The following is a 22,434-nucleotide window of genomic DNA, read 5'->3' on the forward strand; positions in this document are numbered from 1 at the left end:
CGCAGCATGGACCGCGCACTGCCGGGAGCATCGGTGAAACGCCTCCCCCGTGACACTTTTCGGCCACGTAAAATTCTTCTCACAGAGCCGTCCCGGCCCTGGTTCCCGGGAGCCGGGACGGCGGAGTGCCGGCCAATCACCGGCGAGGCCGCGCCGGGCGCGCTCCGGCGGTGACGCCGCGGGCGGCGCAGGCGGCGCAGGCGGCGCGGGCGGCTACTGGCTGACGCGGGTGAGGATGACCACGGGTATCTGGCGTCCGGCGCGGACCTGGAGTTCGTCGTAGCCGGGGTACATGTCCGTCATCTTGCGCCACAACTCCCCGCGCTCGTCCTCCGTCGCCGTCCGCGCCTCGGCGGCGTACCGGTCGGCTTTCACCTGCACTTCGACCCGCGGGTTCGCGACCAGGTTCAGGTACCAGTGCGGCGGCTCGGCGGCACCCCGTTTGGAGGCGACGACAAGCAGGCCGTCGTCCCCGTCGGGCTGGTAGGCGAGCGCCGTCGTGTGCCTGGCGCCGCTCTTACGCCCGGTGGTCGTCAGGAGAAGGATCGGCATCCCGTTCCAGTCGTGCCCTTCCGCGCCGTCCGTCGCCAGGTAGCGCTCCACGTGCTCGCGTCCGGTCAGCATGTCCCCTCCAACCCGGTGCCCGGCGCGCTCATCGGGTCCGCTCTGCGGCCTCGCGCAGCTCGCGCTCCCGCCGCGCGAACGCCGCTCGCGGCTCGTTCAGCGTCGTCACGCCGTCGCCCGACATCTCGGTGTGGTGCTCGGTGGTGTAGAAGCGCAGCTGGTGCCCGTCGGGATCACGCGCCAGCGTCAGGTTCCAGCCGACCGAGCCGAAATGCACCCCGGTGTGCTCCTCGCCGAGCGCCGTGAAGGTCTCGGCAAGCGCCTCGATGCTCTCCTGGTCCGGAACGCCGATGGCGAAGTAGTCGAAACCCGCGGCGCCCTCGGCATGCTCCGGATCGTGCTGAAAGGCGAAAAGCGGACCGCCGTTGGGATGGCGCATCACCAGCGCGATCAGCTCGCCCTTTTCGACGTATTCCACGTCGGCGACATAGCCGAGCCTGCTCTCGTACCAGGCCCGTGTCCGTTGCAGATCCCGTACCGGCAGCTTGATGTGGTGCACTCCATCGAGACGCGGCGAGTCAGACATCAAAATCTCCTCGTGACCTCGGAATCGCTTTCACACGCACTGAAGGAAAAACCCGGCCGCTCAAATCCTGTGCGCTTCCCGCAAACACTGTCAAGGCGTCAACGCAGGCCCGCCCGGCCGCCTCGACGGCTCCGGTGCGAGGTCATCGGGGCCGGCGGAGAGCGCCCCACGCCGCCCAGATCGCGTCCCACCTGGAGTTAGCCCTGACCAGGATCAGACGGAATCCGGAATGTGGCAGCGCGTGCGAGCCGGATCGCAACCTCGCCCTATTCACGAAGAAATTTGGATTGGTGGAGAGGAGGATAGGTCAATCCACGAGCACCAGCACTGCCTGTCAGCAGGGCAGTCGGAATGGTGCGAACCTCGTGCGCGGCGAGACGTTGTCGGGTTCGGCCCGGCCGACCCGGCTACCAGGCGGTGGGCAGGTCAGAGGTCGGTTCGGAGGGTGAGGGTGTGGGCGCGTTCGGCTTGGGCGTCCAGGTGTTCCCAGGCTTGGATTGAGTGATCCAGGTGCGTCGGGTCGTGGTTCAGGCGGGCGCGGGTTCGGGCGAGGCAGGCTGCGGCCCAGGCGTTCTCCTCAGCGAAGGCGGCAGCTGTCGCCAACCGGTCCTCGGCGTCGGGCAGGCCCGCCGCCACGGCCAGTTCCGCGCCGGCTGCACGGGCGTAGGCCAGGTACGGATCCAGGGGCCCTTCGACGGCGAAGGCGCGCCGGACGAGGGTGTCGGCGTCGTCGTGGCGTCCGTCGTGAAGGGCCAGGCGGGCATCGACGAAGGCCGCGACGGATTGCGTGCCGAGCGTGTCTCCGGCCACCTCGGCGGCGCGGGCCCGCCATGGCGCGACCGGTTCGCCGAGCATCGCCGACGCCAGCACCGTGGTGGACACCGCGGGCAGCATCCATAGCGGGGCGGGACGTCCGGCGCGTTCCCACTGGTCCCACATGCGCTCGGCGTGCTCGATCGCCTCGGCGAAGCGGCCGGTCAGGGCGAGCGGCTGGACGAGGCGGCTGGCGGTGATGTGGGTGTCGCTCAACAGGTCGTCCTCGATGCCGGCGCGCGCGGCGGCCATGGCACCGGGCAGGTCTCCGGCCATGATGGCGTAGATGCAGGCGCGGCCGTACGTGTTGCAGATCTCCGGCGCGCAGTAGGGGTCGTCGCGGTCCATCGAGGGCAGCAGCCGCAGGCGTTCGGCGGTGATGCGGTTGGCCTCGCGCAGGCGTCCGGCGCGCAGTGCCGCCGTCCCGACCGCGCAGAGTCCGGCGCTGACCAGCACCGGGTCCTCGGTCGTCCGGGCGGTGGCGAGTGCGGAGGCGGCCAGGTCGGCGTCCGGCGCGCCCTTCACCGGGCCGGCCAGCCAGGCGCGGGCCAGCGCCAGGCATGCGGTGACCCGCGGGTCGTCGCGGGGGTCGGCGGCGCCCGCTTCGTCCAGGAGGCCGCGCAGGTGTTCGGCCGGGACGGGGGTCTCGAACGCCTCGGGGAACCGGCATGCCGTCTCGACCGCGCGAGCCAGATCGACCGCACGTCCGCGGTCGTCCCCGGCCTGGTGCGCCTCGGCGGCGGCCTCCAGCAGGAGTTCGTACACGTGCTGGTTGGAGGTGGTACCGACATGCGCGCAGCCGGCGCCGGCGCGCAGGTCGCGGGCGGCCGAGGCCGCGTCCGGCGCGAGCGCGGCGGCCGTGCGGTGGTGCGCGAAGGACTCCAGCAGGTGGCGGCGGGCGAAGGTCAGGTGCGCCAGCGCGCTCGCCAGCCGGTGCGGCCGCTCGCCCGGACCGCCGCAGGCGGCGAGGGCGGCGCGCAGGTCGGCGGCCATGGCGTCGAAGTCCTCCCGCCAGGCGGGGTCGCCGAGCCGGTCCTCGGTGGCCGAGGCGGCGCCCGCGGCCCAGCGCAGGTGCTGCTGCCTGGTCTTGTCCTCCTCACCCGCCGCCGCCATCTTGGCCAGCGCGAACGCCCGGACGGTCTCCAGGAGCCGCCATCGGCTGACGCGCCCGCGCACGTGCACGACCAGGCTCTTGTCCACCAACCGGCCGAGCAGGTCCGCGACGCCCGCGTCCTGTCCTCCCGCGCCTGCGCCTGCGCCTGCCACGGTGGACGCGGCGTGCAGGTCGAAGGACCCGACGAACACGCCGAGCCGCCGGAACAGCTCCTGCTCGTCCTCGTCGAGCAGGTCGTGGCTCCAGGACAGCACGGCGTTCAGCGACCGGTGCCGCTCGTGGCCGCCGCGTCCGCCCGACAGCAGGCGCAGCGCGTCGTCCAGGGCGGCCAGCAGGCCGGTGGCGCCCAGCGACGCGGCGCGCGCGGCCGCCAGCTCGATCGCCAGGGGCATGCCGTCCAGCCGCGCGCACAGGTCGGCGACCACCGCCGGGTCCGCCACGAACTGCGGGTCGGCGGCCCGCGCCCGGTCGAGGAAGAGCCGCTCGGCGTCCGAGCCCAGCGGCAGCGGGGCGAGCGGCACGCTGCGCTCCCTCGGGACGCCGAGCCGCTCCCGGCTGGTCACCAGGACGCGGACGTCCGGGCAGGCGGCCAGGATCCGCTCGGCGAACGCGGCCGCCTCGTCGATCACGTGCTCGCAGTTGTCCAGGACGAGCAGCGACCGGCCGGTGCCGAGGCGCGCCGCGACCGCCTCGTCCAGCGCCTGGTGCGAGCCTTCGGTCACCCCCAGCGCGGTCGCGACCGCGCGCGCCACGAACCCGTCCCGCACCGGCACCAGGTCCACGAACGCGCCGCCGGAGGGGAACATCGCGACGGCGTTCTCGGCGGTGAGCGCGGCCAGGCGGGTCTTGCCGACCCCGCCGGGCCCGAGCAGCGTCACCAGCCGGGCCTCCCCGAGCGCGGCCAGCACGGCGGCGCGGTCGGCCTCGCGTCCCACGAACGTCGTGCCCGACACCGGCAGCCCTGCCAGCCGTCCCGGTTCCCGGTCCCCGGCGCGGGCCAGCTCGGCCAGCGCCCACCGGTCGGCCATGCCGTACTTGCGCAGCAGCGCGGAGACGTGGCTCTCCACCGTCCGGACCGAGATGTGCAGGCGCCCGGCGATCTGCGCGTTGGTCAGCCGCGCGCCGAGCGCCGCCAGCACCTCGGCCTCGCGCTCCGAGATCCGCTCCCCCACCGCGTCCCCCTTTCCGTGGCGGTCTCCGTGGTGCTCCGCGGTCAGCACGGATGACCGCGGGTGCCCTCGGGGCGGACGCTGGAACCACACGCCGAACAGGCGTCCGACCCTCGGGAGAGACCGTGAACACCCTAGCGACGCACGCGGGCGCCCAGCCAGGCGAACCGATCACCGCCGAGCCGGACGGCACCAGCTCCCTGGACGGCCTGATCGGCGCGGTGCGCGAGGCCGTCGCCCGCGACGGCGACTGGGAGCGGACCGCCGCCTTCGTGGCCGAGGCGCTGCGCGCCCACCTGCCGGCGCCGGACGAACTGCTCACCGCCGAGCAGCTCGCCGGCGCGCCCGGCACGTCCAGCGGGCACCGGCTGCACGTGGAGCCGGACGGCTCGTTCTCGATGGTCGCCATCGTCTGGCAGCCCGGCGCGGTGACGCGCGTCCACGACCACGTGGCGTGGTGCGTGTTCGGCGTCCTGGCCGGGGTGGAGTATGAGGACGTGTACGCCCTCGCCGAGGACGGCGCGACGCTGACCCTGGTCGGCCACAACGCCAACCGGACCGGCGAGGTCAGCGGGTTCGCGCCGCCCGGCGACATCCACCGCGTCCGCAACAGCGGCGACGGCACCGCCGTGTCCCTGCACATCTACGGCACCGACCTGAGCCGCGTCGGCTCCAGCGTCCGCCGTTTCTACGACCTTCCGACAGGAGCAGCCCTATGAGCACGCCGACCGAGGTCCGCGAGGTCCTGGACCGTCCGCTGAGCCAGGAGATGCTGGCCCGCGACTTCACGCGCCTGGCCTACGTCGCCACCGACGGGACGCCCCGCGTCGTCCCGGTCGGGTTCCACTGGAACGGCACCGAGATCGTCATCTGCACCGCCACGAACGCCCCGAAACTCGTCCATCTCCGCCAGAACCCGGCGGTGGCCCTGACGATCGACACCGAGGTGCACCCGCCGAAGCTCCTGCTCCTGCGCGGCCAGGCCGAACTGGATGTCGTCGACGGCATCCCGGAGGAGTACCTGGCGATGAACGGCAGCTACCAGATGACGCCCGAGCAGCGCGTCGAATGGGAGGCCGGGGTCAAGGCGCTGTACGACGGGATGGTCCGGATCGTCATCACCCCGACCTGGGCCAAGCTGATCGACTTCGAGACCACCCTCCCGAGCGCCGTCCAAGAGCTGATCGAGAAGCAGGCCCAGCGCTCCTGACGCCAGGCTCGGGAAGGCGGTCGCGGCATCGGCGCGCTGGGCCGGACGCGGTGGTTCCGGCCCAGCGTCCGGTCATCGTTCACACCGGAGTCCGCCCGGCTCGGACGAGTCGGGCGTCAGGCCGCGGGTGCGGCGGCGCGGACGAAATCGGTCACCGACATCGGCGTGATCTCCGGGTACCTGCCGTTGTCGAGGACGTCGAACTTCCCCTTTCCGGTCACCATGCACCACTGGTACTGCAGCGCGACGTAGTCGAACGGGTTCTGGGTCCGGGAAGCCCGGCGGGCGATCTCGGCGCGCAGCTCGTCGGCGGTGCCGAGGTGCCGCAGTTCCAGAGTGCGGCCCGAACCGTCCTGGACGGCCTGGTGGAACTGCCGCGTCGACAGCACCTCACCGGCGAAGCGCTGCGTGCCCGTGGCGGTCGGGTCCAGCGCGACGGCGGCGGTAAAGGCGGCGGTGTCGGCGACCGAGGTCAGGTCGAGCGGCTGGTCAGGGTCGCCCCAGTGCTCCAGGACGCCGCGCTCCCAGTCGATCAGCCCCATGAAACCGACCATCACCTCATAGAACGCGCCGTTGAGCACCGAGACCACCTCAAGACCAGCGTCGGCGTACTCGGCGGCGGCCCGGCGACGCCAGTCGATCATGAAGTTGTCGCCGTCCTCCAGCTTGGTCACATCGACGGCGAAATCGGACGGGACGAACCGGCGCGCACCGGCCTTCGCGGCCGCACGCGCCAGGGCGGCCTGACCGTCCACGATCACCTCGGGGCCGCCTTGCACGGCCGAGATGACGTGGCCGCGTCGCCGACGGCCTCGGCCAGCACCTCGGCCGGGTCGCTGAGGTCGCCTTCGACCACCTCCAGGCCGCGCGGCCGCAACGCCGTGAGCGCGGCCTTCTTGTCCGCGTCGGCCGTGGGCCGCACCAGGGCCCGGACGGGCGCACCCCGGTCGAGAAGGGCGCTGATGATCTGACGTCCGAGAAGTCCCGTGGCACCGGCCACGAAGACCTTGGGAGAAGTGGACACGTTCACTGGCTCCTTATCGTTCGGAAACACATCCCAGGCCGGCAACGGCTCTTGGGGGGCGCCCGGAAGGCGGGCGGAATCTGCGCAGCACAACGGCACGCACGGCGCCCGATCCGTCCGGTCGCCTACGCACGGCCCAGCGACCTGCGGTCATCCGCCTTTCTTGATCGCCTCAGCGAAGGCGGTGAGACCGTCCGCCAGATGCTCGATGTCAGCGGGCTCCCAGCCCTCCATGAGGGCGGCGACAGCCGTGGTCCGGGCCTTCCACAGCTCGCGGATGGCGAGCTTGCCCTCGCGGGTGACGCGCACCAGCTGCGCCCGGGCATCGGCCGGATCGGGCTGCCGCTCGATGAACCCGCGCACCTCCCGTCGTGCAGGCCGGTAGGCGGTCGGCGGCGTGGGCGCGCCGGTACGCCTGAGCCGTCCGCTGGATGGAGGCAGCCGTTCGCCTGGAACGTGACCCGTGTGCCGTGTCCGCTGCAGCCCGATGGGGAAACTTGCCGCCCCCGGTGCCCGAGGGCTCCGGGGGCGCGTGGTCTGGCGGTGGCGCCGTTCCGATGTGGGTCGGGTGGGTGGCCGCGGGGCGGTGGCCGTTGGGTGGGGCGGCCACCGCGCGGCGGCGTTGGGGGTGGTCAGATTCGGCGTAGGAGGGACGAGGGGGTCTCGATGGCGTCGGCGACGGTGCGCATGAAGCCGGCGGCGGTGCCGCCGTCGCAGATGCGGTGGTCGAAGACGAACGACATCTGCGTGATCTTGCGGGGGACGATCTCGCCGTCCACCACCCAGGGGCGGTCGATCATGCGGCCGAAACCGAGGATCGCGACCTGCGGGTGGTTGATGATCGCGGCGCTGCCGTCCACGCCGAAGCCGCCGTAGTTGTTGAGGGTGAAGGTGCCTGCGGCGAGTTCCTCGGCGGTGGAGCGGCCCTCCCGGGCGCGGCCGGTGACGTCGCGGATGGCGACGTCCAGCTCGTCGGTGGTCAGGGTGTGGGCGTTGAGCACCGCGGGGACGACCAGGCCGCGCTGGCCCTGGACGGCGAGCCCGAGGTGGATGTGGTCGTACTCGACGATCTCGTCGCGTTCGGTGTCGAGGCGGGCGTTCAGCACCGGGTAGCGGCGCAGTCCGGCGACGACGAACCGGGCGAGGTAGGCGAGCAGGCCGGGTCCGGGGTCGGTGGGGGTGCGCTGGCTCTCGCGCAGCTCCCACAGCGCGGTCGCGTCCACGTCGACCCACACCGTCGCCTCGGGGACCTCGCGCCTGCTGCGCGACAGCGACGCGGCGACGGCCTTGCGGAAGCCGTTGAGCGGCGTCCGGCGCTCGCCCGTTCCGGCGGACGGCGCGGCAGGCGTCGCCGGTGCGGAGAGCGTTGTCGGGGTGTCGACGGCAGCTGCGGCGGCGCGCAGGACGTCGCCGCGCGTGATCAGGCCGTCCGGGCCCGTGGGGGTGATGTCGGCGAGCTGGAGGCCGCTGTCGCGGGCGAGGCGGCGCACCAGCGGGGAGACGACTCGGTGAACGGTCGTCCTCCCGGCGGCGGAGCCGGACGCGGCGGGTTTGGGCGCGGTCGCCTGCGCGGGGGATGGCGGTGCGGTGGGCGTCGGAGCCTGGGCGGCAGGAATGCGGGGGCGGCGGCGACGGCCTCGGGTCGGGCCTTCGGGGGTGCCGTAGCCGATGAGGACGTTGCCGGATCCGGCGCGTTCTTCCTCGCGGTAGGTCTCGGCGGCGGGGTCGGTGAGCGGCTCGACGGTGATGAGCGGCGTGCCGACCTCGACCACCTGGCCGTTCCCGGCGTGCAGGGTGGCGACCCGGCCCGCGTACGGGGTGGGGACCTCGACGACCGCCTTGGCGGTCTCGACCTCGGCGACCGGCTGGTCCACGGCGACCGTGTCGCCGACACCGACGAGCCACCGGACGATCTCCGCGTCGGTCAGGCCCTCGCCGAGGTCGGGGAGGTTGAACACCTGGAGTCGGGTCGTGGGCGCGGTCACGCGTCCTCCCACTGCAGGTCGTCGACGGCGTCGAGGATGCGGTCGACGCTCGGGAGGTGGAAGTGCTCGAACTTCGGCGGCGGATAGGGGATGTCGAATCCGGTGACGCGGCGGACGGGCGCGGCCATGTAGTGGAAGCAGCGCTCGGTCACCCGCGCGGCGATCTCGGACGCGACCGAGGCGAACCCCGCGGCCTCGGCGACCACGACGGCGCGTCCGGTGCCGCGGACGGCGGCGCAGACCGTCGCGTCGTCGAACGGCACGATCGAGCGGACGTCCACGACCTGCAGGCTGCGGCCCTCCCCCGCCGCGACCTCGGCCGCCTCCAGCGCGGTCGGCACGGACGGCCCGTAGGCGATCAGCGTGGCGTCGGTGCCCTCGCGCACCACCGCGGCCGTCCCGATGCCGGGGACGCTCCGGGTGAGGTCGACGTTCTCCTTGGACCAGTACAGCTTCTTCGGTTCCAGGAAGACGACGGGGTCGGGTGAGGCGATCGCCTCGCGGAGCAGGCCGTAGGCGTCGGCGGCGTTCGCGGGCGCGAGGACGTGCAGGCCGGGCGTGTGGGCGTAGTAGGACTCCGAGGAGTCGCAGTGGTGCTCGACGCCGCCGATCCCGCCGGCGTAGGGGACGCGGATCACGATGGGGAGTCCGACGCGTCCGCGGGTCCGGTTCCGGAACTTGGCGACGTGGCTGACGATCTGCTCGAACGCCGGGTAGGCGAAGGCGTCGAACTGCATCTCCACCACCGGGCGCATGCCGTTCATCGCCAGCCCGACGGCCAGGCCCATGATGCCGGACTCGGCGAGCGGCGTGTCGAAGCAGCGGTCGGTGCCGAACTCGGCGGTGAGGCCGTCGGTGATGCGGAAGACGCCGCCGAGCGCGCCGACGTCCTCGCCGAAGACCAGGACGGACGGGTCGTCGGCGAGCGCGTCGCGCAGGGCGCGGTTGAGCGCCTGCGCCATGGTCAGCTTCTCCAGGGTCACTTCTCCCCCTCGCGGGCGATCTCGTCGGCGAGCCGGGCGGCCTGCTCGTCCAGCTGCGGGGTCCTGGCGGCGTAGACGAAGTCGAACAGGTCGTCCGGGCGCGGGACCAGGTCCTGGTTGAGGCCGTCCCGGACGTGGGCGGCGACCTCCTCGGCGTCCGCGGCGCAGGCGGCGGCGCGCTCGTCGGTCAGCAGCCCCTCGCCGCGCAGGTAGGTCTCCAGCCGGGTGATCGGGTCGCGTTCGATCCAGGCGGCGACCTCGTCCTCGCCGCGGTAGCGGGACGCGTCGTCGGCGTTGGTGTGCGGCTGCACCCGGTAGGTGTGCGCCTCGACCAGCTGCGGCCCCTCGCCCGAACGGGCCCGGGCGACCGCCTCGCCCAGCACCGTGAGCAGCGCGGCGACGTCGTTGCCGTCGACGCGCTCGCCGGGCATGCCGTAGCCGACCGCCTTGTGGGCGATCGACGGGGCCGCGGTCTGCCGGGCCAGCGGGACGGAGATGGCGTACTGGTTGTTCTGCACGAAGAACACCACCGGCGCCCGGAACACTCCGGCGAAGTTCAGCGCCTCGTGGAAGTCGCCCTCGCTGGTCGCGCCGTCCCCGCACAGGGCCATCACGACGGTCGGCTCCCCGCGCAGGCGCGCGGCGTGCGCGACACCGACGGCGTGCAGCAGCTGGGTGGCGAGCGGGGTGGCCTGCGGGGCGACCCGGGCCTGGTAGGGGTCGTAGCCGGAGTGCCAGTCGCCCTTCAGCAGGACCAGCACCTCGACCGGATCGACGCCCCGCGCCACCGCGGCGGCGGTGTCGCGGTAGGTGGGGAACAGCCAGTCGCCGTCACCGAGCACGTGCGCCGCGGCGATCTGGCAGGCCTCCTGGCCATGGGACGAGGGGTACACGGCGAGCCGGCCCTGCCGGACCAGCGCGTTGGCCTGGTCGTTGAGGCGGCGCGCGGTGACCAGCGCGCCGTAGGCCTTCAGCAGGGCGTCCTGGTCGGGCAGGTCGGTGCCCGCCCGTCCGGTCGGCCGTCCTTGGTGGTCGATGAGCCGGATCGGCTCGTCCGACGGCAGCAGGGAGTCCGGGTCGCTCGTCATGCGCTCAGCATGCTCGGGCGGCCATCCAGGTTCCGCCTTCGGGGAAAGTACGAGAAAGTGTCCGCAACGACCCGGACAAATCTTGCCAAACGTCCAGAACAGCGCCGTGATCTCCAGTGAGGATGAGACAGGTGGCCGACCACGCCCTCGACGACACCGATCACAAGATCCTCGAAGCGCTGACCGACGACGGCCGGATGTCGATCCGGGCGCTGGCCGAACGCCTGCACATCTCCCGCGCCAACGCCTACGCGCGCGTCACCCGGCTGCAGCGGACCGGCGTCATCCGCGGCTTCCGCGCCGAGATCGACCCCGAGCTCAGCGGCCTCGGCACCTCGGCGTACGTGACCATGAGCATCCGCCAGCCCGCCTGGCGCCAGATCGCCGCCAAGCTCCAGGAGCTCCCCGCCGTGGCCCACATCGCGCTCGTCGGCGGCGAGTTCGACGTCATCCTCCTGGTCCGCGCCCGCGACAACGCCCACCTGCGCCGCCTCGTCCTGGACGAGATCCAGGGCATGGACGGCGTGGTCAGCACCCGCACCCTCCTCATCTTCGAAGAACCCACCCCGACCTCCCGCCAGCAAGAACGCCACCCCCTCCAAGAAGACCTCCTATAAGGCGTGCCGCAGGCCCGCACAAAGACGCAGGACCCCGGACGGCCGCGAGCACGGCCATCCGGGGTCCTGAATGTGCATCGGGGTCCGGGCGCTAGCAGTGAACGCGCAGGGTGGAGCTCACGGTGGTGGTCGACGCGTGCTGCCAGACGCGGAAGCTGTTCAACTTCATGCTTTCGCAGGTGGCGCGGACCGTGAACGTCCCTACCTGGCTACTGCGAAGCGTGCGGGTTGGACCGATGGCCGTCCAGCCGTACCAGTGCTTCTTCTGGAGAGAGAACTGCCATCTTCCGGCGGGCGAGCCGTGGCAGGTCTGGGTGACGGCGCCGTACAGCCTCCATTTTCCGCCCTCATATTTTCCGTAGGGGCGGTGAACGATGATGCACCTCGCCAGCATTTCGGCCGGCGTCTCAACGTGCGGACCGGCCTGCGCCGTGGTGGCTCCTCGCGGAGCATCGGGCGTCGACGCCTGGGCCGCTGGAACGATGGCGAGCGTGCTTCCGGCTGTCGCCGCTGCGAGGACGGCGATTTTCACCTTGTTTCTCATGGGTTCTCCTCTGAATGATTGCCCTCGTGGGATTGCGTGATTGTTGAAGCCTCGGCGGAGGGCGCGGCTGCGACTATTCGAGGGTGGGGCGGGTACCGGTGCGTTGCTCTGGGCGCGGCAGGGTCATGGCGGCGATGCAGAAGAGCAGGAGGGACGTGACCGCGAAAGGGACGGCGGTTTGCGGGTCGAGCGCGCGCACGGGCCAGAAGGTGACCCAGAAGATGAGCGCTAGCTGTCCTGTGGACGCCCAGAAACGGGCGCGGCCGAACAGGAGGCCGATGCCGGTCACGACTTCCACCACAGCGGACGTGTAATAGACCCAAAGGGGATGGTGAGCGCGGTAGGTTTCCAGCGCCCATTCCCAGCCGTAGAGCTTGCGCAGCCCGGACGCGAGGAAGAACACGCCGAGCAGGCAGGCGGCCGTCGCCACTATCACGTTCGTGCGGCTGGATCGGCCGTGTGCATGCTTTCCGGTCATGGCTTCGCGCCTTTCTGTCTCGGGGGTTACCGGCACGGGTATGGCCGCGGGTTCCCGTCCTGCTTCCGGGCGGCTTCCGGGCTTGCGCTGCGGCTGTTGACATCGGGCTCGGCGGTGGGACAACTTGTCCCGGACGAGCCCCTCGACTCGATGGTGGCGAAGGCGTGGCGGGCGGCGGAAGGTTCAACTCGCGGCCGCCGTCCCACCCGGTACAGAAAGGGAGAAAGTGTCTCGGGAGACGGGCAAGGCGGAGAACCTGCGCGTCCGCCGGACGCGGATTCTGCTGCGCGATGCCCTGGTCGCGTTGATGGCGGAGCAGCAGGACTTCGACCGCATCACGGTCAACCAGATCGTGGACCGGGCCATGGTGAGCCGCGCGGCGTTCTACCGGAACTACCGGGACAAGTACCAGCTGGTCGAGCAGATCTTCGATGAGGCGATGGCCGGGCTCCGGGGCACGATGGCCGGCCTGGACGAGCGGCCGCCGATCGAGCGCCTGGTCGCGTTCTTCGACCACCTCGCCGCCTACGACACGATGTACCGCGCGCTGCTGGGGAACCGGGGCAGCGTCTGGTTCGCCGACCGGATGCGGAACGCGCTGGCCGACATGGTCACGCCGCATTTCCCGCCGCCCGCGGACCGGCGGGCCCCGGACTTCGCGCCCAGCATGCTGAGCGCGATGTTCGCCGCGGGCATCTCCTGGTGGCTGACCCACGACCGGCCGCTGACCTCGCAGCAGATCGCCGCCCGGTCCGCCGGGATCGCCGCGGCGGTGATCGCCGAAGCGGGCTCCTGGTCCCCGCCCCCCTCCCAAGCTGATCCTGCAATGACCCGCCCGAGCTGAGCGTTGCGATGACCCGGCCGGGTTGGGCGTGCGATGACCCGGCCGGGCTGAGCGTGCGGTGAACCGGCCGGGCGGGGGCTGAGACCGATCCAGGCCATGCCGCCTGACCTTGGCCGATGGGGCTGGCCGGGCGGCAATGGCCTCGGGTGCGTCACGAAGCGCCGCTGACGCGGGTGTCCGGGCGCATCATGGGGGAATGTCCGGGCGTCTGATCGGGGATCGGTACCGGCTGGAGCGGCGGTCGGAGACGTCCGCGCTGGCCGATGCGTGGCTGGCGCGCGACGAGGCGGCCGGCGGCGCGCCGGTCACGATCACGCTGCTGGCGCGCCGCCATGTGTGGGCCGCGACGCGCGCGTTCAACGACGAGACCGACGTCCTGCGGCTGTGCCGGTCGTCGCGCGTGGTGAAGGTGCTCGATACCGGCATCACCCGCAGCGGACGTCCCTACCGCGTCACCGAGCAGGTCGTCCCGGCAGAGTGGCCGCGGACGGACGGCGAGGGCGACGCGGTGGAGGTGCTGCGGCGGGCCGAAGCGGCGGTGCGCGCCGTCGCCGCCGTCCACCGTGCCGGGTTCGGGCTGCTCGCGCTGGAGGACGGTCAGTTCGTCCGGCGTCCCGGGGACGACCTGCCGGTGCTGCGCGACCTGGGGCTGGCCACGGCGGTGTCGCCCAACGCGTCCCCCACGGCCGTCACGTGGCCCACGGCCGACGGGTGGCCCACGGCCGACGCGTCCGCCACAGCCGCCGAGCCCCCCTCGGCCAGCGCGTCCCCCACAGTCGACGAGTGGCCCCCCTCCGGTGCGTCCGTCCGCGCCGGGCAGGTCACGCGCGCCGATGGGGGCTGGTTCAGGGCGACGCCGGAGCTGGTGCGCGGCAACCTCGGCATGGCCTGGCAGCTGGCGAACCGGTGGCTGGGGACGCTCGACTCGACCGATTTCCCCTCGCGCCGCATCTGGGAGCAGACGTCCACCGCGATGAACGCGCCGCTGAGGGACGAGCGGCGACCGGCCGAACAGTTCGCCGACGTCCTCGCGTCAGCACGGGGCGACCGGCGCGCCCGGCTGCGCGCGCTGCGCCGCGCGGCGGGCGATTGGTCGCTCGTCGCAGCGTTCATCGCGGGCCTGATCCTCCTGGCGCCGGTCGCCCTCGTCCTGGTAGCGGCCTTCCTCGTCGCAGCGCCGCTCCTCCTCGCGCTCCTGTCCTGCGTCGCGGTCACCGGCTGGGCCCTGCGATGGGTGATGAGGGCGTTGTGGCGGCTGGTGCGCCGCCGACGCGCAGAGCCCGCCCGGCCCAGCGATCCGTTCCTCGGTGACTGGTTCTCGCCTGAGTGGGGATCCACCTCCTATGCGGGTCCTGGAGAACCGCCCGTCGTCCCGTTGCACGAGGACTTCCGCTACGTGCACGAGCCGCTGTGGGAGTCGCGTCCCGGCCTTCCCGACCTGGGCCACACCCAGCTGACAGAGGCGCTGCGCGAACGCATCACCTACTCGCGCGGCGGGACGTTCCTCATCACCGGGTTCCGCGGCGTCGGCAAGACCACGATGGTCCAGCGGGCGCTCGCCGCGCTGGCCGACCATCCGCCCGAAGGACGGCGCGTGCTGCCGGTGGTGCTCAGCGTCGCGCGTCCGATGTCCACCGCGCACCTGCTGTTCGCGATCGTCCGGCGGGTGTTCGAGGCCCTGAACGAGACCGGCGAGTTCGACCGGCTGCCCGAGGCGACCCGGCAGTCGCTGCTGCTGACCTACATGCGCACCTCGCTGTCGTTCAAGGAGACCCGGTCCAACGCCACCGAGCACGGGGCGAGCGCCGAGGTCGGGCTGTCGGCGGCCGGGTTGAAAGCCCTCGGCGCGGCCGGGCTCAGCCTGCCGAAGGTGGGCATGTCGGCCAAGCGCACCCGCTCGCTGGCGACCGAGGCGGCCTTCCTCGCCTACTCCGAGACCGACGTCGAGCACGACATGATGCGCATCGTGCGGATGCTGTCGGCGGCGCGGCCCGGCGCGCGCCGCCGGTTCGTCCCGCTGCGCCGGCGCGCCGAGCCGCCGCTGAGCCTGGTGGTCGTGCTGGACGAGGTGGACAAGCTCACCGCCGCGAAGAAAGGCATGGCGGCGCTGGAGCGGCTGCTGGCGGGGATGAAGAACGTCATCTCGATGCCGGGCGCCTATTACGTGGTGGTCGCCGGGCCCGACCTGCAGGACCGGGTGCTGCTGGACATCGGCCGCGGCAACGGCGTGTACGAGAGCGTCTTCGCCTGGCGGCTGTACGTCCCGTGCAGCTGGCCGGCGGCGCGGACGCTGGTGAACGGGCTGATCGTCGGCGGTGACGACGCCCCCCTGCACGAGCCGCTGCGGCGGCTGTCGCTGTACCTGACCTACAAGTCGCGGGGCGTGCTGCGCAAGCTGCTGCAGGAGACGCACGCGTTCGTGTCCTGGCAGGACGGGCGGCCGTACCTGCGCTTCTCGCCCGAGGACTGGGAACGCGTCTCGTTCTACGCCGATCTGGAACGCACGCTGCAGGGATTCTTCGACGCCTCGGCGGACCGGGTGTTCCCGTCCGAGATCGACCAGGACCGCTGGCGGCTCGGCGCGCACTACGTCACCGACTGGGTGCTGCGCAGCGAGGGCCTCCCCTTCACCGCCGCCGACATCCAGAAGGCGGAGGCGGACGGCGACTTCGACGCCGAGCTGCGGATCCGTCCCGCCGCGGTGGAACTGCTGCTGGAGCACCTCATGGAAGCGGGGCTGCTCACCGTCGTGCGCAAGGTCAGCGCGTCCGCCACCTTCCTGGCCGATGTGGCCGAGGCCAAGCTCACGTCCTACCGGCTGACCGACGCGGCCCGCCGCCACCTGCGCGTGGTCGCCAACGCGACCCCGGACGAGCGCGCCGAGCTCAACGTCACCCTGTCGCCGCAGATGCGGTCCGGCGCGACCGTCGTGCCGGAGGCGGCCGGCGCCGCCGATGTGACCGGGCTGTTCGGCCGTCCCGCCCCGCCGCCGGTCGGCGCCGGGCACGGCCTGCGGACGTTGGACGACCGGTACGAGCTGCGCCGGCTGATCGGCGAGGGCGGCATGAGCACGGTGTACGAGGGCTACGACACCTTGCTGCGGCGGACGGTCGCGGTCAAGCAGCTGCGGTCGTCGGTGGCCGACGACCGGCAGGCCCGGGAGCGGTTCCGGCGCGAGGCGGAGATCACGCGCGGGCTGCGCCACCCGAACGTGGTGGCGGTCCACGACATCGTCACCGAAGGCGCGGCCGTCTCGATCGTGATGGAGTACCTGGACGGCCCGTCCCTCGCCGAGGCCCTGGCGGACGCGCCGCCGTCCGGGCCGTTCCCCGGGCCGCGCGGGATGCCGGCGCACGAGGTCGTCCGCATCGGCGTGACCCTCGCGGGCACCCTGCAGTACCTGTCCGAGCAGGGCCTGGCCCGGCTGGACGTCAAGCCCGGCAACATCATCCTGATCCCGGGACGGGGCCCGGTCATCATCGACCTCGGGATCGCCAAGGCCGTGGCGGCGCTGAACCAGAACCAGCTGACCCAGACCGGCGTCATCATCGGGACACCGCTGTACATGGCGCCCGAGCAGATCGACGGCGAGCGCGTCGTGGACATCCGGGCGGACGTCTTCGCGCTCGGCATGGTGCTGCTCACCTGCCTGCTGGGCGCCCATCCGCTCGCGTCCGAGGCGCCGCTGACCGTCCTGTCGCGGATCGTCGAACGCACCATGGACGTCTCGGCCCTCACCGTCTCGCCACCGCTGCGCACCGTCCTCGCCAAGGCGCTGCACCGCGACCCGGCCGAGCGGTACCAGAGCCCCGGCGACCTGGCGCGGGCGCTGACCGGCACACCCGAGGCCGGTGACCCCGGCACCACGCGCCTGGACGCCGACCGGCGGAATTCCTTTGCCGACGAGCCGTCCAGGATGGTGCTGGCCGACCCGATCCCGCATCCGCCGACGCGGCTCGACGCCCGTCCACTGAACGGCTCGGTCACCGACGAGGTGCTGTCCACTTCCGAACTCGCCGACCGGCTCGGGATGTCCCCGCGCAAGATCCGGCAGATGGCCAAGGACGGATTGCTCCCCGCCCAGCGCCAAGGCAACGCCTACCGCTTCTCCTGGCGGGACGTCGAGCAGACCCTCAACCCCGACCGCGCCTGAGACGAACTGTCATTCCAGGCTGGTGATGAGCTCCCAGAGTGCGGAGCGGCAGTGCTCGGCGCGCTGGAGGCCGATCTGCGCGGTGAGGTCCCGGTCGAGGGCGTCGGCGCATCGCTGGGCCGTGGTCGCGGCGGCCAGCCCGGACGGCGTGAAGTCGACGATCTTGGCCCGGGCGTCCTGCGGATCGGGCAGGCGGGAGAGGTAACCGAGCCTGACCAGCTCGTCGACCAGCGGACCGACCGTCTGCTTGGTGCTGCCCAGCCGCTCGGCGATCTGGGTGATCCGCACCGGGCCCTGCTCGATCGCGGCGAAGACCCGCAGGTGGGTCGGCCGCACGTCGGTGATGCCCTCGTCCGCCAGGCCCTCCTGCACGCGATGGGTGACCAGCGCGGCGAGCCTGCGCGCGAGCGCGCCGATCCGCGAGTCCGGGCCCACCGCGCTGACGGCCAGCGCCTCCAGCCCCTCGCCGGAGCTCCTCGTTGACATGTTAGTCAGGTCACCGTACCATTTCGGAAATTAGTCAGGACTACGTACCAAGTTACCGACCCGAGGGCGGTCGCGTCATCGCACCACCCCGAGCGGCCCTCCCCACGGATGCATGGTGGCGACATGAACGTCATGGATGACACGGCGACCTCGCGGCGTCCGGCCGCGGCCGTCCGCACCCGACAGGCCGCCGCGTGCCTGCTGCTACTGTCCGCGGTCACCCATGTCCTCCAGGTTCCGGTCTACGGCACCGAAGGCAACGTCCTCGGCGCGGCGGCATTCGGCGTCATCTACGCCGTCCTCGGCACCGGCCTGCTGCGCAACTGGCGGTGGACGATCCCCGCGTCCGTCGTGCTCCCGGTGATCGGCGGGACGCTGGGCATCCTCCGCTTCGCCTTCCTGCACAGCAACCCGTTCAGCATCTGGCACGTCGCCCTGGACCTGGCGATCGTCCCCCTAGCGATCATCACCCACCACAAAACCCGCAAGCCCCCCACCACCCCCTGACCCAGAGCGCCAACAGCCCCACCCGGGAAAACCCGCCCCACGCCACCGCACACCCCGGTCAGCGGTCCACCTCACGCATCGTCCGGTCATAGTCGGCCTGCAAACCAAGCCCAACCGCAGCGCGACGCTCATCAAGCCGCTCAGGATCCTCGATCGGCTTGCCCTTCGCTCGACCACGGACGAGCACGCCGCTCAACCCCGCAGGCGCCACACGGAGGCCGTCACCGCCCCGTCCGCGACCAGGGGAGGCACTCCGATCCCAAAAACCTCTTCCCGAACGGTTTGGGCAGGTCAGCGCCCCTTCTAGAAACCATTGGTGTTGACCAATTAATCCCTTTTGTTTCTCGATGTCGCTTTATCGTTCCGCGTTCCGTCGCAGCGATGGTGTAATGTCTCGGACGAAAACACGGCAATGCGGCAAATGCCGCGCTCCCCCGTGCCGTCCTCCCAACGAGAGGGAATTCGCAACCATGCTCAGCCGCCTCGGAAAAACTCTCGCCTGCGCCACGATGCTCGCCTCCACAGCCGGTCTGCTCGCCGCCCCCTCCGAGGCCTCAGCCTCACCGGCACGCCCCATGGCCTGGTCTTTCGGCTGCGAGTACGGCCGTGCCTGCATTCGCCTGGCGGCCAACACCGACGACCCCTGGTGGAATATGGAACAGTGCGGCGACAACGCGGTCTACGACCACTACAGCTATGCCATCGCCAATGGCAACGGCTTCACCGTGTACTACAAGGACGGCACCTGGGACTACACCGCGCCGTGGTCACAGAGGACGCTGGACAACACCAACATCGTCGTCCGCGCCCACGTATATTGCTAAAGCCCACTCCCGCAGCCCCGCCAGCGCGAGCGACCTCGACGAACTGAGCGGTCAGGCTGCTCAACAGCGGCAAGAGGCCCCGACCGGCGATGACTGGGCGGGGCCTCTTTGGGTGTAGTGGTCACTTGCCGCTGTAGACGGGGAAGGCGCTGGAGTCGCCGTAGTTCTGGGCGTGCAGGTTCTGCAGGGTTGCCATGTCCGGTTCGGAGATCTCGAAGTCGACCTCGGCGTTGGAGCGCATGTGCTCGGGGTTGGCGGTCTTGGGCAGGGACACGGTGCCCAGCTGCAGCGTGTAGCGGATGCACAGCTGAGGGACGGTGACGCCGTACTTGTCCGCCATTTCCGCCAGCTGGGTGTTCTCCAGGATTTCGCCGTGCGCGATGGGTGAGTAGGCCTCGACGAGGATCTGCCTGTCCTCGCAGTACGCCAGGAGGTCGGTGGGCGTGTTGCCGGCGTGCACCAGCAGCTGGTTGACGTGCGGGGTGACGGCCGCGTCCTGCAGGATGCCGTCCAGGTCCTCTTCCAGGAAGTTCGAGACGCCGATCGAGCGGATCTTGCCTGCCTTGTGCGCCTCCTCCAGCGCGGCCCAGGCCTGCTGGTTGCCTTCGGTGTAGTCGCCGCCGCGGAAGTCGTCCCACGGTTGCGGGCTGTGGATCAGCATCAGGTCGATGTAGTCGAGCCCGAGGTCGTCCAGCGACCCGTCGATCGCGGCGGCCGCCCGGTCGTGGTCCTTGATCTCGGCGGCCAGCTTCGTGGACACGAACAGCTCGTCGCGGGGTATCCCCGCGGTGCGCACGCCTTCGCCGACGCCGCGCTCGTTGCCGTAGGCCTGCGCGGTGTCGATGTTGCGGTAGCCGATCTCGACTGCGTCGCGGACGGCCTTAGCGGCCTTTCCGTCGTCGATGAGCCAGGTGCCGAGGCCGAGCCTGGGGATCTGGACGCCGTTGGACAGGGTGTAGGTCTCGTTCAGGATGGTCACTCATTGTTACTTCCCCCTCTCGGTCGCGTGCCACTCCACGCGCGGTGACCTCTTCCCTGGATCCGGCCGGGGGGTGCGGGGTCATTGGGGTTTCAGGGTGCCTATCAGGGTGGCTACCTGGCTGCGGGCGTTGAAGCCGAGTTTGGTGAAGATGTGTTCGACGTGGGCGTCGGCCGTGCGTTTGGAGATGACCAGGCGTTCGGCGATCTGGCGGTTGGACAGGCCGTCGGCGATGAGGTGGGCGACCTGGCGTTCGCGGGGGGTGAGGGGGGCGAGGGGGCCGGGGTCGTCGTCGCGGGCGAGGGGTTCGGCCGGACGGGTGTGGGTGGTTCCGCCGGCCAGGTCGATCAGCTGCTGGAGGGGCAGGTGCGTTCCCCGGGTGTAGTTCTGGGTGAACAGTTCGGCTCCCAGGGTTCGCATGAGGCCGTTCTCGACGTCGCGGTGCAGGCGGGTCATGCCTGGCTCGTTCCAGGTGATGGTGCCGACCTTGTGCCAGAGGGGGGCGGCTCCGCCGAGGAGGGTCGCGGCGAGTTCCGGCTCGTCCTCGCCCTGGGCGACCCAGGCCAGGAACTCCACCATGGCGGCGATGCCCATGGTGTGCCCCTGCTCGACGATGGACGGCAGGACGCTCTGGCCCAGCTCGCGGGCGCGTTGCCCTTCGCCGAGGGCCCACAGGGATGCCACCTGCATGCTTTGCAGGTAGGTGCGCAGCCAGCGTTCGTGGGGGATGTGGGACAGCAGCCGCAGGCCCTGCTCCACCTCCTCCAGGGCTCGGTCGGGTTCGTCCTGTCCGGTGAACAGGGCCGCGGTCTGGGTGTAGCCGGCGGCCAGGAAGAACACGTCCTGGGTCGCGGTCATCTGCTCGCGGGCGCGCTGGTAGGACCGGACGGTCAGGTCCGGGTCCTCACCCCACATGACCATCGCGCGGCACTCCAGGCCGGCGGTGCGGGCGAGCAGGAAGTCGTCGCCCAGGCCCTCGGCGGCGGCGCGGCATCGGCGGAGTGCCTCGGCGGCGGCCGGGTCGGACTGCAGGAGGGCGTAGTAGGCGTCGAGGAACAGGGCCTTGCCGCGTTCGAGGGTCGACCGGGGGTCGGCGTCCACGGCCTTGGCGATCCAGCGGCGTCCCTCGGTGAGCCGGCTGGTGCTCAGCCACAGCCCCCACAGACCGTTGACCAGCAATAGCGCCTCGTCGTCGCGGGGATGGGCGATGGCGAACCCCATCGCCATCCGGAAGTTGTCCAGGTCGGCCGCGAGCCGCCGGCCCCATTCGATCTGGTCGTCGCCGAACCACTCCTGGCCCGCGCGGTCGGCCAGCCGCACGAAGTACTCCAGGTGGCGCCGCGCGCAGGCGTCGGCGCGTCCGCTCGCCCGGAGCCGCTCCGCACCGTACTCGCGGATGGTGTCGAGCATCCGGTAGCGCTGCTCGGCCCCGCCCTCCAGGCGCTGGACGACCGACTTGTCCACCAGCGACATCAGGAGGTCGACCACGTCCGGGGCGTCCAGTCCCTCGCCGGAGCAGACCTGCTCGACGGCGGCCAGGGTGAAGCCGCCGGCGAAGACCGACAGCCTCGCCCACAGCTCCCGCTCGGGCGGGGTGCACAGCTCGTGGCTCCACTCGATGGTGGCGCGCAGCGTCTGGTGCCGCGCCTGCGCCGACCGGACGCCGGTCAGGACCTGGAAGCGGTTGTCGATGCGCTGCAGGATCTCCTCCAGCGGCATCGTGCGGAGCCGGACGGCGGCCAGCTCGATCGCCAGCGGCATGCCGTCCAGGCGGCGGCACAGCGCGTTGACCTGCGCGCGGTTGTCCTCGTCCAGGCGGAAGGACGGCCGGGCCGCCTTGGCGCGGGCGAGGAACAGCGCGACGGTGTCGTTCGCGTCGTCCTGCGCGTCCGGCTCGGGCATGGGCATCGGCGGGACGGCCAGGACGACCTCGCCCGGCAGCGCGACCGGCTGGCGGCTGGTGAGCAGCAGCACCAGGCGGGCCGAGTTGTGCAGCAGGATGTCGGCGAACATGGCCACGGCGTCGACCAGGTGCTCGCAGGTGTCCAGCAGCAGCAGCGCCCTGCGGTCGGCGAAGTGCTCGATCAGCTGGTCCATCGGCGGCAGGGCGGCGACCTCGGGGAGCCCCACGGCCGAGGCCACGGTGTTAGGGAGCAGTTCCCCGTCGCCCAGCCCGCTCAGTTCGGTGATGCTGACGCCGTCGGGGAAAGCGGTCGCCAGCTGATGCGCCGCGCGGACGGCGATGCGCGTCTTGCCCACGCCACCGGGGCCGGTCAAGGTGAGGATGCGCGCGTGCTGCACCGCTTCGGCGACCGCGGCCAGTTCGGCGGCGCGTCCGATGAAGGCGGTCGGTTCGTGTCGCGTGCTGCTTCGGGCCCATCCCCATTGGGTCACAGCGCCGCTGCTCTGCGTCATGGACATCAGGTTCCCACTGCGGGGGCCGGTTGTCGGCCGGGTCACGCCTAA

At 71.6% G+C, this 22,434-nt stretch carries 21 protein-coding genes; 7 read left to right on the forward strand and 14 right to left on the reverse strand.

The features are described 5' to 3' along the window. Positions 1–213: 213 nt before the first annotated feature. The 3 genes from FHU30_RS36690 to FHU30_RS36700 form a co-directional block, all read right to left on the reverse strand. The gene (locus FHU30_RS36690) at positions 214–624 is read right to left on the reverse strand and encodes a nitroreductase family deazaflavin-dependent oxidoreductase (protein ID WP_253882159.1); all 411 of its coding nucleotides are present in this window, start codon (positions 622–624) and stop codon (positions 214–216) included. Positions 625–652: 28 nt separating this feature from the next. Further along, positions 653–1,150, reverse strand: a complete 498-nt coding sequence (locus tag FHU30_RS36695) for a VOC family protein (protein WP_253882160.1) — start codon at positions 1,148–1,150, stop codon at positions 653–655. Between the two features lie 426 nt (positions 1,151–1,576). Next, a complete protein-coding gene (locus FHU30_RS36700; RefSeq protein ID WP_253882161.1) occupies positions 1,577–4,249 on the reverse strand; it encodes an ATP-binding protein in 2,673 nt (890 codons plus the stop codon). A gap of 122 nt (positions 4,250–4,371) precedes the next feature. Between FHU30_RS36700 and FHU30_RS36705 the strand changes: the two genes are divergently transcribed. Beyond that, a complete protein-coding gene (locus tag FHU30_RS36705; RefSeq protein WP_253882162.1) occupies positions 4,372–4,965 on the forward strand; it encodes a cysteine dioxygenase family protein in 594 nt (197 codons plus the stop codon). Then, a complete protein-coding gene (locus FHU30_RS36710) occupies positions 4,962–5,456 on the forward strand; it encodes a pyridoxamine 5'-phosphate oxidase family protein (RefSeq protein WP_253882163.1) in 495 nt (164 codons plus the stop codon). Before FHU30_RS36705 ends, FHU30_RS36710 begins: the two co-directional genes overlap by 4 nt. Before the next feature lie 116 nt (positions 5,457–5,572). Here FHU30_RS36710 and FHU30_RS36715 read toward each other — a convergent pair whose 3' ends face one another. The 6 genes from FHU30_RS36715 to pdhA form a co-directional block, all read right to left on the reverse strand. Further along, a complete protein-coding gene (locus tag FHU30_RS36715) occupies positions 5,573–6,217 on the reverse strand; it encodes an NmrA family NAD(P)-binding protein (protein WP_253882164.1) in 645 nt (214 codons plus the stop codon). Next, positions 6,214–6,480 (reverse strand): NmrA family NAD(P)-binding protein, encoded by a 267-nt coding sequence (locus tag FHU30_RS36720; protein ID WP_253882165.1) that lies wholly within the window; start codon positions 6,478–6,480, stop codon positions 6,214–6,216. Before FHU30_RS36720 ends, FHU30_RS36715 begins: the two co-directional genes overlap by 4 nt. A 150-nt stretch (positions 6,481–6,630) precedes the next feature. Then, entirely contained in the window at positions 6,631–6,843 is a 213-nt protein-coding gene (locus tag FHU30_RS36725; protein ID WP_253882166.1) for a MarR family winged helix-turn-helix transcriptional regulator, read from the reverse strand. 269 nt (positions 6,844–7,112) lie between these two features. Next, a complete protein-coding gene (locus FHU30_RS36730; protein WP_253882167.1) occupies positions 7,113–8,465 on the reverse strand; it encodes a dihydrolipoamide acetyltransferase family protein in 1,353 nt (450 codons plus the stop codon). Continuing rightward, complete coding sequence (locus tag FHU30_RS36735; protein WP_253882446.1) at positions 8,462–9,427, reverse strand: alpha-ketoacid dehydrogenase subunit beta; 966 nt, start codon at positions 9,425–9,427, stop codon at positions 8,462–8,464. The genes FHU30_RS36730 and FHU30_RS36735 overlap by 4 nt, the downstream gene beginning before the upstream one ends. 17 nt (positions 9,428–9,444) lie before the next feature. After that, a complete protein-coding gene (gene pdhA, locus FHU30_RS36740; RefSeq protein WP_253882168.1) occupies positions 9,445–10,536 on the reverse strand; it encodes a pyruvate dehydrogenase (acetyl-transferring) E1 component subunit alpha in 1,092 nt (363 codons plus the stop codon). A gap of 131 nt (positions 10,537–10,667) precedes the next feature. Here pdhA and FHU30_RS36745 point away from each other — a divergent pair, with 131 nt between their 5' ends. Then, on the forward strand, positions 10,668–11,153 hold the full coding sequence (locus tag FHU30_RS36745; protein WP_253882169.1) for an Lrp/AsnC family transcriptional regulator: 486 nt from the start codon (positions 10,668–10,670) through the stop codon (positions 11,151–11,153). Positions 11,154–11,244: 91 nt separating this feature from the next. Here FHU30_RS36745 and FHU30_RS36750 read toward each other — a convergent pair whose 3' ends face one another. Beyond that, positions 11,245–11,697 (reverse strand): hypothetical protein, encoded by a 453-nt coding sequence (locus FHU30_RS36750; protein ID WP_253882170.1) that lies wholly within the window; start codon positions 11,695–11,697, stop codon positions 11,245–11,247. 73 nt (positions 11,698–11,770) lie between these two features. Further along, positions 11,771–12,175 (reverse strand): DoxX family membrane protein, encoded by a 405-nt coding sequence (locus FHU30_RS36755; RefSeq protein ID WP_253882171.1) that lies wholly within the window; start codon positions 12,173–12,175, stop codon positions 11,771–11,773. A gap of 226 nt (positions 12,176–12,401) precedes the next feature. Between FHU30_RS36755 and FHU30_RS36760 the strand changes: the two genes are divergently transcribed. Both FHU30_RS36760 and FHU30_RS36765 read left to right on the forward strand, forming a co-directional pair. Beyond that, complete coding sequence (locus FHU30_RS36760) at positions 12,402–13,019, forward strand: TetR/AcrR family transcriptional regulator (RefSeq protein ID WP_253882172.1); 618 nt, start codon at positions 12,402–12,404, stop codon at positions 13,017–13,019. Positions 13,020–13,215: 196 nt separating this feature from the next. Beyond that, positions 13,216–17,172, forward strand: coding sequence for a protein kinase domain-containing protein (locus tag FHU30_RS36765; protein ID WP_253882173.1), 3,957 nt, complete (start codon positions 13,216–13,218; stop codon positions 17,170–17,172). Between the two features lie 9 nt (positions 17,173–17,181). On the opposite strand, the gene FHU30_RS36770 is transcribed toward FHU30_RS36765, so the two are convergent. After that, the gene (locus FHU30_RS36770; RefSeq protein ID WP_253882174.1) at positions 17,182–17,658 is read right to left on the reverse strand and encodes a MarR family winged helix-turn-helix transcriptional regulator; all 477 of its coding nucleotides are present in this window, start codon (positions 17,656–17,658) and stop codon (positions 17,182–17,184) included. A 123-nt stretch (positions 17,659–17,781) separates the two neighbouring features. On the opposite strand from FHU30_RS36770, the gene FHU30_RS36775 reads away from it, so the two are divergent. Both FHU30_RS36775 and FHU30_RS36780 read left to right on the forward strand, forming a co-directional pair. Beyond that, positions 17,782–18,165, forward strand: coding sequence for a hypothetical protein (locus FHU30_RS36775; RefSeq protein ID WP_253882175.1), 384 nt, complete (start codon positions 17,782–17,784; stop codon positions 18,163–18,165). A gap of 470 nt (positions 18,166–18,635) precedes the next feature. Beyond that, complete coding sequence (locus FHU30_RS36780) at positions 18,636–18,989, forward strand: hypothetical protein (protein ID WP_253882176.1); 354 nt, start codon at positions 18,636–18,638, stop codon at positions 18,987–18,989. Positions 18,990–19,110: 121 nt separating this feature from the next. Here FHU30_RS36780 and FHU30_RS36785 read toward each other — a convergent pair whose 3' ends face one another. Continuing rightward, positions 19,111–19,968 (reverse strand): aldo/keto reductase, encoded by an 858-nt coding sequence (locus tag FHU30_RS36785; RefSeq protein ID WP_253882177.1) that lies wholly within the window; start codon positions 19,966–19,968, stop codon positions 19,111–19,113. Between the two features lie 81 nt (positions 19,969–20,049). Next, positions 20,050–22,383, reverse strand: coding sequence for an ATP-binding protein (locus tag FHU30_RS36790; protein ID WP_253882178.1), 2,334 nt, complete (start codon positions 22,381–22,383; stop codon positions 20,050–20,052). Positions 22,384–22,434: the final 51 nt, after the last annotated feature.

This window comes from Actinomadura rupiterrae, assembly GCF_024172125.1.
GTDB classification, from domain to species: domain Bacteria; phylum Actinomycetota; class Actinomycetes; order Streptosporangiales; family Streptosporangiaceae; genus Spirillospora; species Spirillospora rupiterrae.

Excerpts from the sequence above, each read along its gene's own strand:
- FHU30_RS36770 (WP_253882174.1), bottom strand. The coding sequence starts at position 17,658 with ATGTCAACGAGGAGCTCCGGCGAGGGGCTGGAGGCGCTGGCCGTCAGC.
- FHU30_RS36755 (WP_253882171.1), bottom strand. The coding sequence starts at position 12,175 with ATGACCGGAAAGCATGCACACGGCCGATCCAGCCGCACGAACGTGATA.
- FHU30_RS36695 (WP_253882160.1), bottom strand. The coding sequence starts at position 1,150 with ATGTCTGACTCGCCGCGTCTCGATGGAGTGCACCACATCAAGCTGCCG.
- FHU30_RS36790 (WP_253882178.1), bottom strand. The coding sequence starts at position 22,383 with ATGACGCAGAGCAGCGGCGCTGTGACCCAATGGGGATGGGCCCGAAGC.
- FHU30_RS36735 (WP_253882446.1), bottom strand. The coding sequence starts at position 9,427 with ATGGCGCAGGCGCTCAACCGCGCCCTGCGCGACGCGCTCGCCGACGAC.
- FHU30_RS36775 (WP_253882175.1), top strand. The coding sequence starts at position 17,782 with ATGAACGTCATGGATGACACGGCGACCTCGCGGCGTCCGGCCGCGGCC.
- FHU30_RS36750 (WP_253882170.1), bottom strand. The coding sequence starts at position 11,697 with ATGAGAAACAAGGTGAAAATCGCCGTCCTCGCAGCGGCGACAGCCGGA.
- FHU30_RS36765 (WP_253882173.1), top strand. The coding sequence starts at position 13,216 with ATGTCCGGGCGTCTGATCGGGGATCGGTACCGGCTGGAGCGGCGGTCG.
- FHU30_RS36690 (WP_253882159.1), bottom strand. The coding sequence starts at position 624 with ATGCTGACCGGACGCGAGCACGTGGAGCGCTACCTGGCGACGGACGGC.
- FHU30_RS36780 (WP_253882176.1), top strand. The coding sequence starts at position 18,636 with ATGCTCAGCCGCCTCGGAAAAACTCTCGCCTGCGCCACGATGCTCGCC.
- FHU30_RS36710 (WP_253882163.1), top strand. The coding sequence starts at position 4,962 with ATGAGCACGCCGACCGAGGTCCGCGAGGTCCTGGACCGTCCGCTGAGC.
- pdhA (WP_253882168.1), bottom strand. The coding sequence starts at position 10,536 with ATGACGAGCGACCCGGACTCCCTGCTGCCGTCGGACGAGCCGATCCGG.